This is a genomic window from Amphibacillus indicireducens (assembly GCF_039539605.1).
Lineage (GTDB): Bacteria > Bacillota > Bacilli > Bacillales > Amphibacillaceae > Amphibacillus > Amphibacillus indicireducens.
The window spans coordinates 1-14,243 of the sequence record NZ_BAABDL010000077.1; the positions used below are offsets into that span (position 1 = coordinate 1).

The window sequence follows — 14,243 nt, forward strand, 5'->3', positions numbered from 1 at the left end:
AACCAGATGGTAAAATTTAACTCACAGTTTGAGCAAGTAATATGCATTTAAATAAATTTACTCTTCATAGCTAATTTTAGGTGACTAACTTGATTATACAATCTTCCTCGGTTATAATAAGAATAATGGAGCGTAACCTTTTTAAGTACGGAGCGTCTGATTAAGTAGTTAGACAAAATAGGGGGTATCGTTGTGAAGAAAAAAATGATCGGTTTGATTTTAGTATCCTTATTGTTGTTATTCGCTTGTAGTAGTGATGACTATAGTGGCAATTACGCTGACTATGATATGGCGGTTAGTGATGAAGCAAGTTATCAATCTGAAATCGGTATGATGAGTGATGAACAAGCTGACTTTGCGATTGAACCCACTGATCCAACAGCACCTGATCTTGAAAGATTATCAGAAGCAACTCGAAAGATTATTTATAATGCTTATCTTGATTTAGAAGTAAAGCAGTATTTGGATGTGGTCCAAATCATAGAGGAAACGGTCAATGAGATGAATGGCTATATCGTTTCAAATCAAACGAGTCGATTAGATGACCAGTTGCACGAAGGCCATCTTCAACTTCGGATCCCACAAGAGTCACTTGATTTGTTTTTTAATTTTTTAGAAGATAATGATCAGATTTTAATTAATCACCGTGAGTTAACTGGTAAGGATGTAACGGATCAATACGTTGATTTAGCTACACGACTAGAATCTCGTGAGCAACTTGAAGCACGACTTTTAACGTTTATGGAGGAAGCTGAAACAACTGAAGATCTCTTGAATATTTCTAGAGATTTAGCTAATGTTCAGTACGAAATCGAGAGCATTAAAGGGCAGATGAATTATATTGATAATCGATCTGATTTAGCTACTGTTGAGCTTTATATCATTGAACAGCAAACTGAATTTGCTCATGAACAAAATTTAAATATTTGGCAACGAACAAAGGAACAGTGGTTGAACAGTTATAATCGCCTTTTAATTGGTGGCGCTAATTTATTTGTCTTTATCGTTGGAAATTTGCCAGTAATTATCTTGATTGTTGTGATTAGCGGGTTAGTTTATTTTGCTTATCGTAAGCGGAGAGGTAGACGGACGATTGAGTAAAGAGCAAGAAAACCTTCAAGCCTTGATGGTTGAAGGTTTTTCTTATTTACTAAAAAACAGCACTTTTTAATTGTTGTTTTCGGTCGTGGCGTTCGAAGGCTAATTCAATTAGTCGATCGATCAATTTAGGATATGGTAAACCACTTAAGCCCCATAAACGAGGGTACATACTAATTTTAGTAAAGCCTGGAACTGTGTTGACTTCGTTAACAATTAATGTCCCGTCAGGTTTCATAAAAAAGTCAACCCGAGCCATTCCTTCACAATCTAATGTCTTAAATACTTTTAACGCTTCTTCTTGAACATTTTTCGTCTGCTCATTTGTTAAGTCTGCTGGAGCAGATAGTTTCGCTCCAGATTCATCAATATATTTTGATTCGTATGAGTAAAAGCCTGATTGAGGCAAGATTTCTCCAGGAACTGAAGCAATTGGTTCATCGTTCCCAAGGATTGCACATTCAATTTCACGGCCAATGATTGCTTCTTCAATTAGTACTTTATCATCGTACAGAAATGCCTCTTTGATTGCTTGCTCGAATTCGACTTCCGTCTCTACTTTATTAACACCGACCGACGATCCTTGGTTAACAGGTTTAACAAACAACGGTAAACCGAGCTTTTCTTGAACAAACGTGAAATCAATTTCTGCTTGTTGGTATTTTTTATAAACAAGTCCGTTAGCAACATTAATCCCTGCATCTCGTAAAATTCGTTTCGCAAAATCTTTATCCATACTGACTGCAGAACCTAATAAATCAACACCGACAAAGGGCAAATTCAACGTGCGCAACAGGCCTTGGATACTGCCGTCTTCACCTAGAGTTCCGTGAATGATTGGGAAAATAACATCAATTTGCGGTAATGGTTGCTTGGTCTGATAATTATAAATTTGACCTTGCTTTTCACCTGGTAAAACAGCAATTTTAGTTTCTGTTTTTTTCAGTTCAATTGCCTTTGGATCTTGTTCATTTAATAAGAAAGAAGCTTCATCATTAATTTGCCAACTACCTTCTTTATCTACCCCAATTAACACGACGTGATACTTATCACGGTCAATGGCGTCAATAATATTTTTAGCGGATTGTAATGAAACCTCATGCTCTGCTGATTTACCACCAAACACAATTCCAACTCTTATTTTCCCCATCTATTTCAACTCCTTCAACTATTCACCTAAGCTAATTTTAGGTTTTCGGAATAATGCCATTAACCCAGCAATGACATAGAACAAACTAGCTACAAGCGCAATAAAGAATTGGAGAAACCCAATAAAGATGCCCGCTGCTAAAAGAATGACTCCAGCAATTTTAGGTCGTTTATCATTCCGCAAGAGTAAAACACTTACGATACCAACGATTACAGTGATCACTGCTAAGACTATAATAATAATGCCAGCTGTTCTTAATGCTTCTACAAATTCATCATAAGTCGACAGATCTTCTTCAGCTACTTCTTCAACTGACGCATCTTCTAAATACTGTTCGTATAGATCTGTTGCCATCTCATCATCATGGACATTGATCATGGTTGCTCCAGTTACACCGAAGAAAAAGAACACTGCCATCCCCATAATGACCAAGAATATTTCAATTTTCCTATTTATCATAAGTCGTCAACACCTCTTTCTCTGATCTCTTTACATTCTAACATATTGGGTGTTTAACTGACTAATTTAATTATAGTCAGATTCATTTTAATTATGAATCCAACTTAAATACTACCGCTAAGTTTAACGAGAGATTCGGTTGCTAATTTTGGCTGATCTGCTGAAGCAATTTCTGAGATAACGGCTACACCATCTGCTCCAGCTTTTCTAATCTCAATTAAATCAGACTTCGTAATCCCACCAATCGCAACGCTTGGAAGTTTTGGTACTGCTTTAGTAATTTCGATAACTCCTTCAAGTCCAATCGGCTGTTTAGCATCACTTTTAGTTGTCGTTTGAAAAATTGGACCAATCCCGATATAATCAACGGCTAGTTTTTCCGCTTCAATAGCTTGATCAGTGGTTGTTATCGACAGTCCAATCTTCATTTTAGTTGGTGCAATTTTTCTGATGTCTTGAATCGATAAATCATCTTGCCCTACATGAATACCATCTGCGTTAAGTCGGATCGCAAGCTCAAGATCATCATTAATAAAAAATGGCACCTGATACTTTTGACAAAGCTTTTGCATTTGCTCTGCCAATTGAAATTTAGCTTCACCTGTTTTAGCTCCAGAACCTTTTTCACGAAATTGAAAGCAAGTAACCCCACCTTGTAATGCTTGCTCTAAAACGAAGAGCGGATCTTGGTCGTTTACATTTTGACTGCCGAGAATAAAGTAGACTGCAAGCGACGATCGATTAAAATTCACTCCCGTTCACACTCACTTTCTCGATTTGAAGTCGCTCTTCTAAATCGGTTGCTGTGACTCCGCTTAGCGCATCTAAAAAAGCGATGTGGAATTGGCCAGATAATGTCGCTTGTTCCGCCGCTTTTTCTGCTGCAATTGTAAAATAAGCAACCGCTGCAGTTGGTGCAAGAATATTAGATTGATTTGCAGCTAAAAAAGCCGCCACAACCGATGATAGTAAGCAACCTGCTCCCGTTATTTTTGTTAATAGTGCTGAACCATTTGTTAGTTTAATAATTGTTGCTTGGTCAGCAATAAAATCGGTTTTCCCCGTCATCACAATCGGTATAGCCAATTTTTCGATTGATTGTCTAATCACTATTTCCCCATCCAACTGTTCTGTTGCATCGACACCTCTCATATCCGCTTTTAGTCCAGCTAAATGACTAATTTCCGCTGTGTTTCCCCGGATTAAGTTGATCTCTAGTTCAGATAATAGTTTGCGTGCTGCTTCAGTTCGGAACTTTGTTGCCCCAACGCCAACCGGGTCAAAAACAATCGGAATACCTTTTCGATTAGCAGCACGTCCAGCAACGATCATCGTTTCTAATAATTCCTCAGTTAATGTCCCGATATTTAAAACGAGCGCATCTGATTGTGTTGTTATTTCTGCAACCTCACGTCGTTCATGCGCCATAATCGGTAAGGCGCCAAGTGCATAGAGTCCATTTGCGGTAAAATTCATCACAACTTGATTCGTTATATTATGAATCAACGATTGTTTTTGTTTAACTTGGTCAACAATCTCAATGATCGATTGTTTCATTTCGAATAACCTCTTTCATTTGGCAATCCTTTGAGGCGATAACCCCAATGATTTGTTGGGCCATTTCCCTTGCCTAACTTTAAAGAATAACGAATCGCATCAGTAATATAAACTTTCCCTCGTTTAACCGCTTCAAGAACCGATTTCCCTTTCGCCAGTTCTGCCGTGATCACCGCAGAGAATGTACACCCTGTTCCGTGTGTATGAGGCGTGTCAAAGCGCTCTGATATAAGGTGATGAATCTGGTTACCATCATAAAAAACATCGACCGCACCACCTTCAAGGTGACCACCTTTCACCACAGCTGTCTGTGCACCAAGTTCATTGACAATTTCGATAGCAGCCTCTTCCATTGCTCTAATCGTCGTCACTTTTCTCCCGACTAATATTTCAGTTTCAGATAAATTAGGCGTCACAATTGTAGCAAGCGGGACTAAACGTTCTTTAATCATCGTTTGAGAAGCTTCTTCCATTAATACATCTCCACTTGTAGCAACCATGACTGGATCTAAGCAATAAGGGATCGCTCGATATTGTTCAAAATAATCAGCAATTAACTCCATCATCTCAATTGTTGCAATCATCCCTGTTTTAATTGCGTGTGGTTTAATATCAGTGAAGACAGACTTGAGCTGTTGTTCAATAAAAGCAGTCGGTAAATTATGAATGCTTTGCACACCTAATGTATTTTGGGCGACTGCAGACGTTAAAACACTCATACCATAAACTTCACGTTCCTGAAATGCCTTTAAATCGGCTTGAATGCCTGCTCCTCCTGTTGGATCTGTTCCTGCAATTGTTAAAGCTGTTTTTACATTCATCATTGCTTTCCCCCTTGTGAATTTTTAGAAAACTTGGCATTCGCCAAGCCTTTAGGCGAATGCTTTAGTTGCACTTTTGTAGTAAGAAAGTTGTTATACTTTCTTATCTACGAAATAAAAAAACCACCCCTGAAGTAGGAGCGGTTTACATTATTTAAAGTAGTGTAAGCAATGCTCCACTTTCCTACGTAGGTATTAGCCTAATCAGGTTCAAAGGGACTAAAGAGTTATCTTTATCTCAGCGTCAAACGCGCCCCTAGTGGAAAAATATATAATTTTTTATTGGATCGGTAAATTTCATAATCATTTATACGGATATAAAACACAAATAACCATGTTGGTGCTAGACCGGTGATTTCCACTCTGGGTGGACGCGTTCCGCGGGATCGGCCTCAGCTTGCTAATAAAAACTTTACAAGTTTTTATTAGCGGATCTTCGGACTCGATCTTTTCCCGCCGGAGTCGCCACCCGACGTTCCAATCACTTGATGTGCTGTCTTAATATTATTTATTAAGTCGATACAATTACTGCTCATTCGTGTTTTGCTTTCAATCTAATAATTATGAAATTTACTTAACTTTATACTTATCTAACCATAATATTTGTTCTTAGGCAAAGGTAATGATTATGGGCTAACGGCGCCGATTGAATCGAGTGGCCAGATTCTAAAGACGACTTCACCAATAATTGAATCTTCATGGATCACGCCAAATTCCCGGCTATCATAACTATGTTTACGGTTATCACCCATTACAAAGTATGTGTCCTCTGGGATTTTTGCTGAGCTGAAGTATCTAACCGAAACTTCGTCTGTTTGAATTTCCGTTAAATAATTTTCATCATAGGCAACGTCGTTAATATATAAAGTATCATTAATGATTTCAATTTCGTCACCTGGGAGACCAATCACCCGTTTAACATAATTGTCTTCGCCATTTGGTGCGACAAATGCAATTTCATCAAAGCGATTAATTGAACTGAGCTTACTAATAATAATCCGATCACCATCATATAAGTTCGGTTGCATTGAATCGCCTTTGACGACAGATGGTGTGACAATAAATCCTCTGACTAAAATAACAATCACTAATGCAATCAGAATTGCATATAACCATGACATGATTTCTTTTAACATTTATAACAACCTCTTTTACTCATGCTCTTTTAATAATTATATGCCTTTTTTTAGTGAAAGGCTATCTTCCTTGATTAATTTTGCAAGTTTAGTTGATTTAGATTAGCAAAATTCCAATCATGAGCTTTTTTATGATGATTGTTTTACACGGTCGACAAATTTTTTAACGAATTGCTCAATCTTTTCATCGTCCTCGGGTTCTGGAGCCAATTCAATTTTAAGTAATGGCTCGATGACTTCTGCACCAATTGCTCGAAATTGTTTCGCCATAATTTCCATCGCCGCACCGTAAAACTCATAATATGAATCACATGATCCAAATAGACCGACAACTTTTCCTGATAAGTCTTCATCCCCTAAGTCTTCATGAAAATCTTCCAGTTCAAAAGGTAGGTCTGCATCACCCCATGTATAGGTGCCAAATAAAATGGCATCATAATTTTTTAAGTCGAGTGCCATGATGTCATCAAATTCGACGTGAAATATTTTAACTGTTAGATCGTATTGTTCTACTTGATCACTAAGTATTTGGGCAATTTCTTCCGTATTACCGGTCATGCTCGTATAAACGACTGCTACGTTCATTAACGTCACTCCTATATATTATTTAAAAAATTAATTGTATCTTTTCATATTTATAGTTTAACAAAAAAAATCGATGAAGCCTATTTCTTCATCGATTTTTAGTCAATCTATTTTAAACAGCTTTTACTTTCAAGTTCACATTAATATTATCTCTTGTCGCTTTTGAGTATGGGCAAAAATCATGTGCTAAATTTGCCAACTTCTCGACCTCTTCTTGTGAGACTCCTTTAATATTAACATTTAAAACAACACCAATTTTAACACCTTTATCGTCACTATCTTCCATTAAACTAACTTCTGCAGTTATCTCTGAGTCAATCTCTTTCCTTTGCTTAGATGCCATTAGATTAAGTGCACCGTCATAACAAGCTGCATAGCCTGCTGCAAATAATTGTTCAGGATTCGAGCCTTTCTCATTACCATCAGCTGCCGGATCAACGAGTTTTAAATCGATGATCCCATCATCTGATTTAACATGACCCTCTCTGCCACCCTTAGCTGTAGCGATCGAAGTAAACATAACTTTACTCATTTTATTACCCTCTCCTTAATGATATTTTTGCTTCAACTTAATATTCCTTAATTTCAGATATATTAAACATCATATTTAAAGAGAATTTTAAAAACACCGTATTAGCAAACATTCAAATTGCCCGATACGGTGTTCAAGTTTTAATTATTGATAGCTTAATTTAAAGCAACTGTCTTTTCCCGATTCAGAATTGCTTCTGCGTTCTTGACTCGGGTATCGGTTGGTGGTTTAACACCCTCAAGTGGGTAATCCAAACCAAGTTCTGACCATTTATAAACACCCAGTTCATGGTATGGTAAAACATCGATTCTTTCCACATTCGACAATGTTGCGATAAAGTCAGATAAACGTTGTAACAGTTGGTCATTATCGCTTCCATCCGGAATTAACACATGACGAACCCAGATTGGAATTTGCTTCTCATCTAAATAGTGAGCCATATCTAAAATGTGCTTATTAGATACACCTGTTAATTCTTTATGCATTGCATCATCAATTTGCTTCAGATCATATAAAATTAAATCTGTCACTTCTAATAATGCATCTAATGTTTTGATAAATCGTGGTGAACGGCTAAAGCAGCCACCAGATGTGTCGATACACGTATGAATACCTAGTTTCTTCAGTTCAGTAAATAATTCTAACAAAAATTCTGCTTGGAGAAGTGGTTCACCACCACTGACTGTGACCCCACCATTAGAAGATTCAAAGTATGGTTGGTAGTCTTTAATATCTTCAACAATCTCTGCAACTGTCATTTCTTTACCACCTGACATCTTCCATGTATCAGGGTTATGGCAGAACTGACAACGTAATAAACAACCTTGTGTAAAGATAACATAACGTAGACCTGGTCCGTCTACAGTTCCTAATGTTTCAATTGAGTGAATCCGTCCTTTTACTGTCATGCTGTCCCCTCCCAATTTGATTGCTACATTTTCATGGCAAAAATTATTACTTCCAAACTATTCATACGACAGGTCGTCATCTGAAGACACTTCGCTTTCCGCGGGGATGGCCTCAGCTAACTTTTGTAGCAAAAAACGCTCCAAAAGTGGATCTTCGGCTCATCCTATTCCCGCAGGAGTCTTCGTGTCTTCAAATGACTATGCATAGTTTCTCGTCACCTTTTTAAATTAATGCATACATATAATCTCAAGTCATTTAGTTAAGCGTATTTACTTATTTCTCAATAAACAATGAATAATTTAGAATACCGATACTTATACGATCGGCCATAAGTTTTCGATCGTATAAGTATGGGAGAAGATTAGTCTTCTCCCATATTGTAAAACTTATAGACTTTCGTGGAACGTACGGTTAATAACGTCAATTTGTTGTTCTCTTGTCAACTTAATGAAGTTAACAGCGTAACCAGATACACGGATCGTTAATTGAGGGTATTCCTCTGGACGCTCCATTGCATCTAATAATGTTTCGCGGTCAAATACGTTAACGTTCAAGTGGTGACCTTTTTTCTTAGCATAACCATCTAACATTGCTGCTAGGTTTGCTTTTTGACTGTCAATATCTTTACCTAATGCTTTCGGTACGATTGAGAATGTGTTTGAAATTCCATCTAACGCATAGTCATAAGGCATTTTAGCAACAGAGTTTAATGATGCTAATGAACCATTTGTATCACGGCCGTGTAATGGGTTCGCACCCGGAGCAAATGGCTCGCCAGCTTTACGTCCATCAGGCGTGTTACCCGTCTTCTTCCCATAGACAACGTTTGAAGTGATTGTCAGAATTGATTGTGTATGAACTGACTCACGGTAAGTCTTGTGTTGCTTAATCTTATTCATAAATGACTTAACTAAATCAACAGCGATTTGGTCAACACGGTCATCGTTGTTACCGTATTTAGGGTAATCCCCTTCAATTTCATAATCAACAGCAATTCCGTTTTCATCACGGATTGTACGAACTTTAGCATGTTTGATCGCACTTAATGAGTCCACTACAACTGATAATCCAGCGATACCACAAGCCATTGTTCTTAATACATCGCGATCATGTAGAGCCATTTCAATTCTTTCATAGCTATACTTATCATGCATGTAGTGAATGATGTTTAGTGCATTGACGTAAACACCTGATAACCAATCTAACATGACATCATATTTTTTCGTTACTTCATCATAGTCTAGATACTCTGAAGTTATTGGTGCATAGTTTGGTCCAACTTGTGCTTTTGATACTTCGTCAACACCACCGTTAATTGCGTAAAGTAATGCTTTAGCTAAGTTAACACGTGCACCGAAGAATTGCATTTGCTTACCAATCCGCATTGCTGACACACAGCAAGCAATTCCATAGTCATCGCCATAGTGTTCACGCATAATGTCATCATTTTCGTACTGAATTGCACTTGTTTGAATGGACATTTTCGCACAGAAATTCTTAAAGTTAGCTGGTAACTTAGTTGACCATAATACGGTTAAGTTTGGTTCTGGAGCTGGTCCTAAGTTATCTAACGTGTGTAAGAAACGGTATGAGTTTTTCGTGACTAATGGGCGACCATCTTCGGCAATACCTGCAATTGATTCCGTTACCCAAGTCGGGTCTCCACTAAATAATTCATTATAGTCAGGTGTTCTAGCAAATTTCACTAGACGTAACTTCATCACAAAGTGGTCAACTAATTCTTGAGCTTCTTTCTCTGTCATAACACCATTTTCAAGATCACGTTCGATATAAATATCTAAGAACGTTGATGTACGACCAAGACTCATCGCCGCACCGTTTTGTTCTTTAATCGCTGCAAGGTAACCAAGATATAACCATTGGAAAGCTTCTTGAGCGGTTGTTGCTGGTTTAGAAATGTCAAACCCGTATGTTTCACCTAATTGTTTTAATTCTTGTAATGAACGAATTTGTTCCATATGCTCTTCACGGTCACGGATGACATCATCTGACATCACGCCATTACCACCGATAATTGCAAGATCAGCCATCTTCGCTTCAATTAAGCGATCAACTCCGTAGAGCGCAACGCGACGATAATCACCGATAATACGGCCTCGACCGTAAGCGTCAGGCAATCCTGTTACAACACCTGCACGACGTGCCGCACGAATTTCTGGTGTATACGCATCGAAAACACCTTGGTTATGTGTTTTACGATAGTCTGTAAAAATCTTTTCAACTTCTTCATCTAACTTATAACCGTATGATTCAGCCGAGACTGATGCCATACGAATTCCACCAAACGGTTGTAATGAACGTTTGAATGGTACATCTGTTTGAACACCGACAACTTTTTCTTTGTCTTTATTCAAGTATCCTGCATCATGTGACGTGATTGTTGAGACGATCTTTGTATCTAGATCATAAACACCACCACGCTCACGTTCTTCTTTCGTCAATTCCATAACTTGCTTCCATAAATCATTTGTTGCTTCCGTAGGTCCTGCTAAAAAGTCTTCATTTCCTTCATATAATGTGAAGTTTTTAATAATAAAATCACGAACGTCTATTTCGTTTTTCCAGTTCCCTTCACGGAAACCATCCCAAGGATTGTTTTTTGTAACTTCATCTGCTACTTTCATTTCCGCTACCTCCTCAAATATAATTCAACAATTATTATCTTAATTTAAGTATATACCACTCACTTCTTAAAGAAAAGTGAAAACAAGTGTTTTTTCAAACTGTTATAGTTAAAGTTCATAATTTGTTCATATTTAGTTCATTATTAAACAACCTCTTGTAATTAAGGTGAGTTTTCTGAAAATTCATTGATATAATCACATTTACATTATACAATCCAAAACAATATATCACCTTTTCTTAGTTGGTTATCCCGTCTGTATCAATCTGTTATAATTACATTTTAAGTCCTTATTATAACAGTAAAGCGCATACATTTTGTCCAATCCCACTACTTGATCTACAATAAATTTATCATAATAGCTCTATTGTGAAGTATTTCACAAAGTGTTCACATTTTACTTAAATTGTAAGCGCATTCAGGTGGTATAGTAAATATAGCAAGAGAAAGGGGGGTAAAAAATGATCTTAACAAAGTGGCAAGACTTCAAGACTGATGCAGATTATTACACACAATCTAGCTTCGAAAAACAGATCAATGATCAATTTCAAGCAATGCTTTTTGAAAAAGATCAAGAGCTTCCAAGTTATATTTGGACAGATCATTATGTTGTGATCGTAAAAAGTAACACAAGAATGATCAATGATGTTTCTTTTATTAAGATTCCCCGTCACCCAGAAAGTATTTAATTTTTTTTGCAAAATTTGCTCAATGTTTCACAATTTAAGGAGGGATAACAATGGTAGCCGTTGTTAAAAAGAAAAACAAAAAAGTTGAATTATCAGCACAAGAACAAATTGATCAACTTGCAGCACAAGGAAAGAATGCTTTAAAAGAAATGAAAAAGCTAACACAAGAACAAATCGATCACATTGTAAAAGAAATGGCGCTCGCTGGGCTGGATCATCATATGTATCTAGCAAAGTTCGCTGTAGAAGAAACTGGTCGTGGTGTGTATGAAGATAAAATTATTAAAAATATATTCGCAACTGAATATGTCTATCATAATGTTAAATATGATAAAACGGTTGGGGTCATTAATGAAAACCCACACGATGGGATGGTTGAGATTGCTGAACCAATTGGAGTAATCGCTGGGGTAACACCCGTTACAAATCCAACATCAACTACGATGTTTAAATCAATTATTTCGATTAAAACAGGTAACCCAATTATTTTTGCCTTCCACCCATCAGCACAGAAATCAAGTTCAGAGGCAGCTAGAATCCTTTATCGAGCTGCAATTAACGCTGGGGCACCGGAACATTGTATTCAGTGGATTGAACAACCATCAATTGAAGCTACTCAAGCTTTGATGAAGCATAAAGATATTGCAACAATACTCGCAACAGGTGGACCAGGCATGGTCAAATCTGCTTATAGCTCAGGGAAACCAGCACTTGGAGTTGGTGCAGGAAATGTTCCTTGTTATATAGAAAAATCAGTTGATATTAAGCGTGCAGTTAATGATTTAATTTTATCAAAAACGTTTGATAATGGGATGATCTGTGCATCTGAACAAGCGATGATTGTCGATCAAGAAATTTATCAAACAGTTAAACAAGAAATGATTGATAATAATTGCTACTTCTTATCAGATGCTGAAAAAGCAAAAGTTGAAAAGTTGGTCATTAATGAAGATACATGTGCAGTTAACCTAGATATTGTTGGGATGAGTCCTGTAGTTATTGCTGAAATGGCCGGGGTGACTGTACCAAAAGAAACAAAGATTCTGATCGCTGAGCTAACAGGTGTTGGACCAGATCACCCATTATCACGTGAAAAATTAAGTCCTGTTTTAGCCGCTTATAAAGTTAAAAATACGGAAGAAGGGATGAAACGAGCAGAAGAAATGCTTGAATTCGGTGGACTTGGACACTCTGCTGTTATTCACTCTAATGATCAAGATGTAATTGATGCATATGGCTCACGCATGAAAGCCGGGCGAATTATTGTCAATGCTCCTTCTTCTCAAGGTGCAATCGGGGACATTTATAATGCTTATATGCCTTCATTAACACTTGGATGCGGTTCTTATGGTGGCAACTCTGTTTCAACAAACGTTGGAGCGGTTCACTTAATTAACGTTAAACATATGGCAAGAAGAAATAACAATATGCAATGGTTCAAGATTCCACCAAAGGTATACTTTGAAAGAAACTCTGTTCAATATTTAGCTAAAATGCCTAACATATCTAAAGCCTTTATTGTGACGGATGAAATGATGGTCAAATTAGGCTATGTTGATAAAGTTCTCTATCACCTAAGAAAACGATCAGATTATGTTCACTGTGAAATTTTCTCTGATGTCGAACCTGATCCATCAAAAGAAACGGTGATGAGAGGTGCAGAAGCAATGGCTGCTTTTGATCCAGATGTGATCATTGCACTAGGTGGGGGATCACCAATGGATGCGGCTAAAGGAATGTGGCTCTTCCATGAGCACCCTGATACGGATTTTAATGGCCTAAAACAAAAATTCTTAGATATTCGTAAACGCGTTTATAAATATCCGAAGTTAGGTCATAAAGCACAATTTGTTGCCATTCCTACAACATCAGGTACTGGATCAGAAGTTACTTCATTCTCTGTTATTACCGATAAAGAGCTAAATGTTAAATATCCATTAGCTGACTATGAATTAACGCCTGACGTAGCGATCATTGACCCACAATTTGTTATGACGGTTCCAAAAACAGTTACAGCTGATACGGGTATGGACGTTTTAACACATGCGATTGAAGCATATGTGTCAAATATGGCTAATGACTACACTGACGGTCTGGCCATTCGTGCGATTCAATTAATTTTTGACTATTTACCACTTGCCTACAAAGATGGCAGTAATGAATTAGCACGTGAGAAAGTTCATAACGCATCAACAATTGCAGGAATGGCATTTGCCAATGCGTTCTTGGGGATAAACCATAGCTTAGCACACAAACTTGGTGGAGAGTTTGAAATTGCACACGGTCGAGCAAATGCTGTTTTACTTCCACATGTTGTTCGATATAATGCGCTCAAACCAACTAAGTTTGTTTCATTCCCTAAATATGAGCACTTTATTGCCGATCAGCGTTATGCTGAAATCGCAAAAGCATTGGATTTACCAGCAAAAACGACTGAAGAGGGTGTTGAGAGTCTGATTAAAGCGATTTATAAATTAGCTAAGCAGCTCGATATTCCGATGAGCCTTGCTGAAAATGGTATTCCTGAAAAAGAGTTTAATGACAAGGTTGATTATTTAGCTGATAAAGCATTTGAAGATCAATGTACAACAGCAAACCCTAAGTTACCACTTGTAACAGAACTTGCTGAAGTCCTTCGTCAGGCTTACAAAGGCTAACACAGG

13 protein-coding genes and 1 riboswitch are annotated in these 14,243 nt (G+C 37.4%); of the genes, 3 read left to right on the forward strand and 10 right to left on the reverse strand.

Annotation, left to right across the window (positions count from 1 at the left end):
- Positions 1-192 precede the first annotated feature (192 nt).
- Positions 193-1,101, forward strand: a complete 909-nt coding sequence (locus ABD814_RS07350; protein ID WP_344911788.1) for a DUF4349 domain-containing protein — start codon at positions 193-195, stop codon at positions 1,099-1,101.
- A gap of 49 nt (positions 1,102-1,150) precedes the next feature.
- Here the strand turns inward: ABD814_RS07350 and ddlA are convergent, their stop codons facing one another.
- The 10 genes from ddlA to pflB form a co-directional block, all read right to left on the reverse strand.
- Positions 1,151-2,248, reverse strand: a complete 1,098-nt coding sequence (gene ddlA / locus ABD814_RS07355) for a D-alanine--D-alanine ligase (protein ID WP_344911790.1) — start codon at positions 2,246-2,248, stop codon at positions 1,151-1,153.
- Positions 2,249-2,266: 18 nt separating this feature from the next.
- Positions 2,267-2,707: a DUF4064 domain-containing protein gene (locus ABD814_RS07360; protein ID WP_344911791.1), complete on the reverse strand. Its 441-nt coding sequence runs from the start codon at positions 2,705-2,707 to the stop codon at positions 2,267-2,269.
- 104 nt (positions 2,708-2,811) lie between these two features.
- Positions 2,812-3,459, reverse strand: a complete 648-nt coding sequence (gene thiE / locus ABD814_RS07365; protein WP_344911792.1) for a thiamine phosphate synthase — start codon at positions 3,457-3,459, stop codon at positions 2,812-2,814.
- Complete coding sequence (gene thiM / locus ABD814_RS07370; protein ID WP_344911793.1) at positions 3,449-4,264, reverse strand: hydroxyethylthiazole kinase; 816 nt, start codon at positions 4,262-4,264, stop codon at positions 3,449-3,451. Before thiM ends, thiE begins: the two co-directional genes overlap by 11 nt.
- Positions 4,261-5,088 carry a bifunctional hydroxymethylpyrimidine kinase/phosphomethylpyrimidine kinase gene (gene thiD, locus ABD814_RS07375; protein ID WP_344911795.1) on the reverse strand — a complete coding sequence of 276 codons (828 nt, stop codon included), beginning with the start codon at positions 5,086-5,088 and terminating at the stop codon, positions 4,261-4,263. Before thiD ends, thiM begins: the two co-directional genes overlap by 4 nt.
- A gap of 161 nt (positions 5,089-5,249) precedes the next feature.
- Positions 5,250-5,353, reverse strand: a riboswitch (TPP riboswitch).
- 358 nt (positions 5,354-5,711) lie between these two features.
- Positions 5,712-6,221, reverse strand: coding sequence for a signal peptidase I (gene lepB / locus ABD814_RS07380; RefSeq protein ID WP_344911797.1), 510 nt, complete (start codon positions 6,219-6,221; stop codon positions 5,712-5,714).
- 129 nt (positions 6,222-6,350) lie between these two features.
- Positions 6,351-6,806, reverse strand: coding sequence for a flavodoxin (locus ABD814_RS07385; RefSeq protein ID WP_344911798.1), 456 nt, complete (start codon positions 6,804-6,806; stop codon positions 6,351-6,353).
- A 112-nt stretch (positions 6,807-6,918) separates the two neighbouring features.
- Positions 6,919-7,338: an organic hydroperoxide resistance protein gene (locus ABD814_RS07390; RefSeq protein WP_344911800.1), complete on the reverse strand. Its 420-nt coding sequence runs from the start codon at positions 7,336-7,338 to the stop codon at positions 6,919-6,921.
- 155 nt (positions 7,339-7,493) lie between these two features.
- A complete protein-coding gene (gene pflA, locus ABD814_RS07395) occupies positions 7,494-8,246 on the reverse strand; it encodes a pyruvate formate-lyase-activating protein (RefSeq protein WP_344911803.1) in 753 nt (250 codons plus the stop codon).
- A gap of 387 nt (positions 8,247-8,633) precedes the next feature.
- Positions 8,634-10,892 carry a formate C-acetyltransferase gene (pflB, locus tag ABD814_RS07400; protein WP_344911806.1) on the reverse strand — a complete coding sequence of 753 codons (2,259 nt, stop codon included), beginning with the start codon at positions 10,890-10,892 and terminating at the stop codon, positions 8,634-8,636.
- A gap of 460 nt (positions 10,893-11,352) precedes the next feature.
- Between pflB and ABD814_RS07405 the strand changes: the two genes are divergently transcribed.
- On the forward strand, positions 11,353-11,580 hold the full coding sequence (locus ABD814_RS07405; protein WP_344911808.1) for a hypothetical protein: 228 nt from the start codon (positions 11,353-11,355) through the stop codon (positions 11,578-11,580).
- A gap of 50 nt (positions 11,581-11,630) precedes the next feature.
- A complete protein-coding gene (adhE, locus tag ABD814_RS07410; RefSeq protein ID WP_344911811.1) occupies positions 11,631-14,237 on the forward strand; it encodes a bifunctional acetaldehyde-CoA/alcohol dehydrogenase in 2,607 nt (868 codons plus the stop codon).
- Positions 14,238-14,243 lie beyond the last annotated feature (6 nt).

Coding starts and splice junctions, on each gene's coding strand:
- thiM (WP_344911793.1), bottom strand. CDS start 4,264: ATGAAACAATCGATCATTGAGATTGTTGACCAAGTTAAACAAAAACAA.
- ABD814_RS07405 (WP_344911808.1), top strand. CDS start 11,353: ATGATCTTAACAAAGTGGCAAGACTTCAAGACTGATGCAGATTATTAC.
- thiD (WP_344911795.1), bottom strand. CDS start 5,088: ATGATGAATGTAAAAACAGCTTTAACAATTGCAGGAACAGATCCAACA.
- ABD814_RS07390 (WP_344911800.1), bottom strand. CDS start 7,338: ATGAGTAAAGTTATGTTTACTTCGATCGCTACAGCTAAGGGTGGCAGA.
- ddlA (WP_344911790.1), bottom strand. CDS start 2,248: ATGGGGAAAATAAGAGTTGGAATTGTGTTTGGTGGTAAATCAGCAGAG.
- pflB (WP_344911806.1), bottom strand. CDS start 10,892: ATGAAAGTAGCAGATGAAGTTACAAAAAACAATCCTTGGGATGGTTTC.
- adhE (WP_344911811.1), top strand. CDS start 11,631: ATGGTAGCCGTTGTTAAAAAGAAAAACAAAAAAGTTGAATTATCAGCA.
- ABD814_RS07360 (WP_344911791.1), bottom strand. CDS start 2,707: ATGATAAATAGGAAAATTGAAATATTCTTGGTCATTATGGGGATGGCA.
- ABD814_RS07385 (WP_344911798.1), bottom strand. CDS start 6,806: ATGAACGTAGCAGTCGTTTATACGAGCATGACCGGTAATACGGAAGAA.
- pflA (WP_344911803.1), bottom strand. CDS start 8,246: ATGACAGTAAAAGGACGGATTCACTCAATTGAAACATTAGGAACTGTA.
- lepB (WP_344911797.1), bottom strand. CDS start 6,221: ATGTTAAAAGAAATCATGTCATGGTTATATGCAATTCTGATTGCATTA.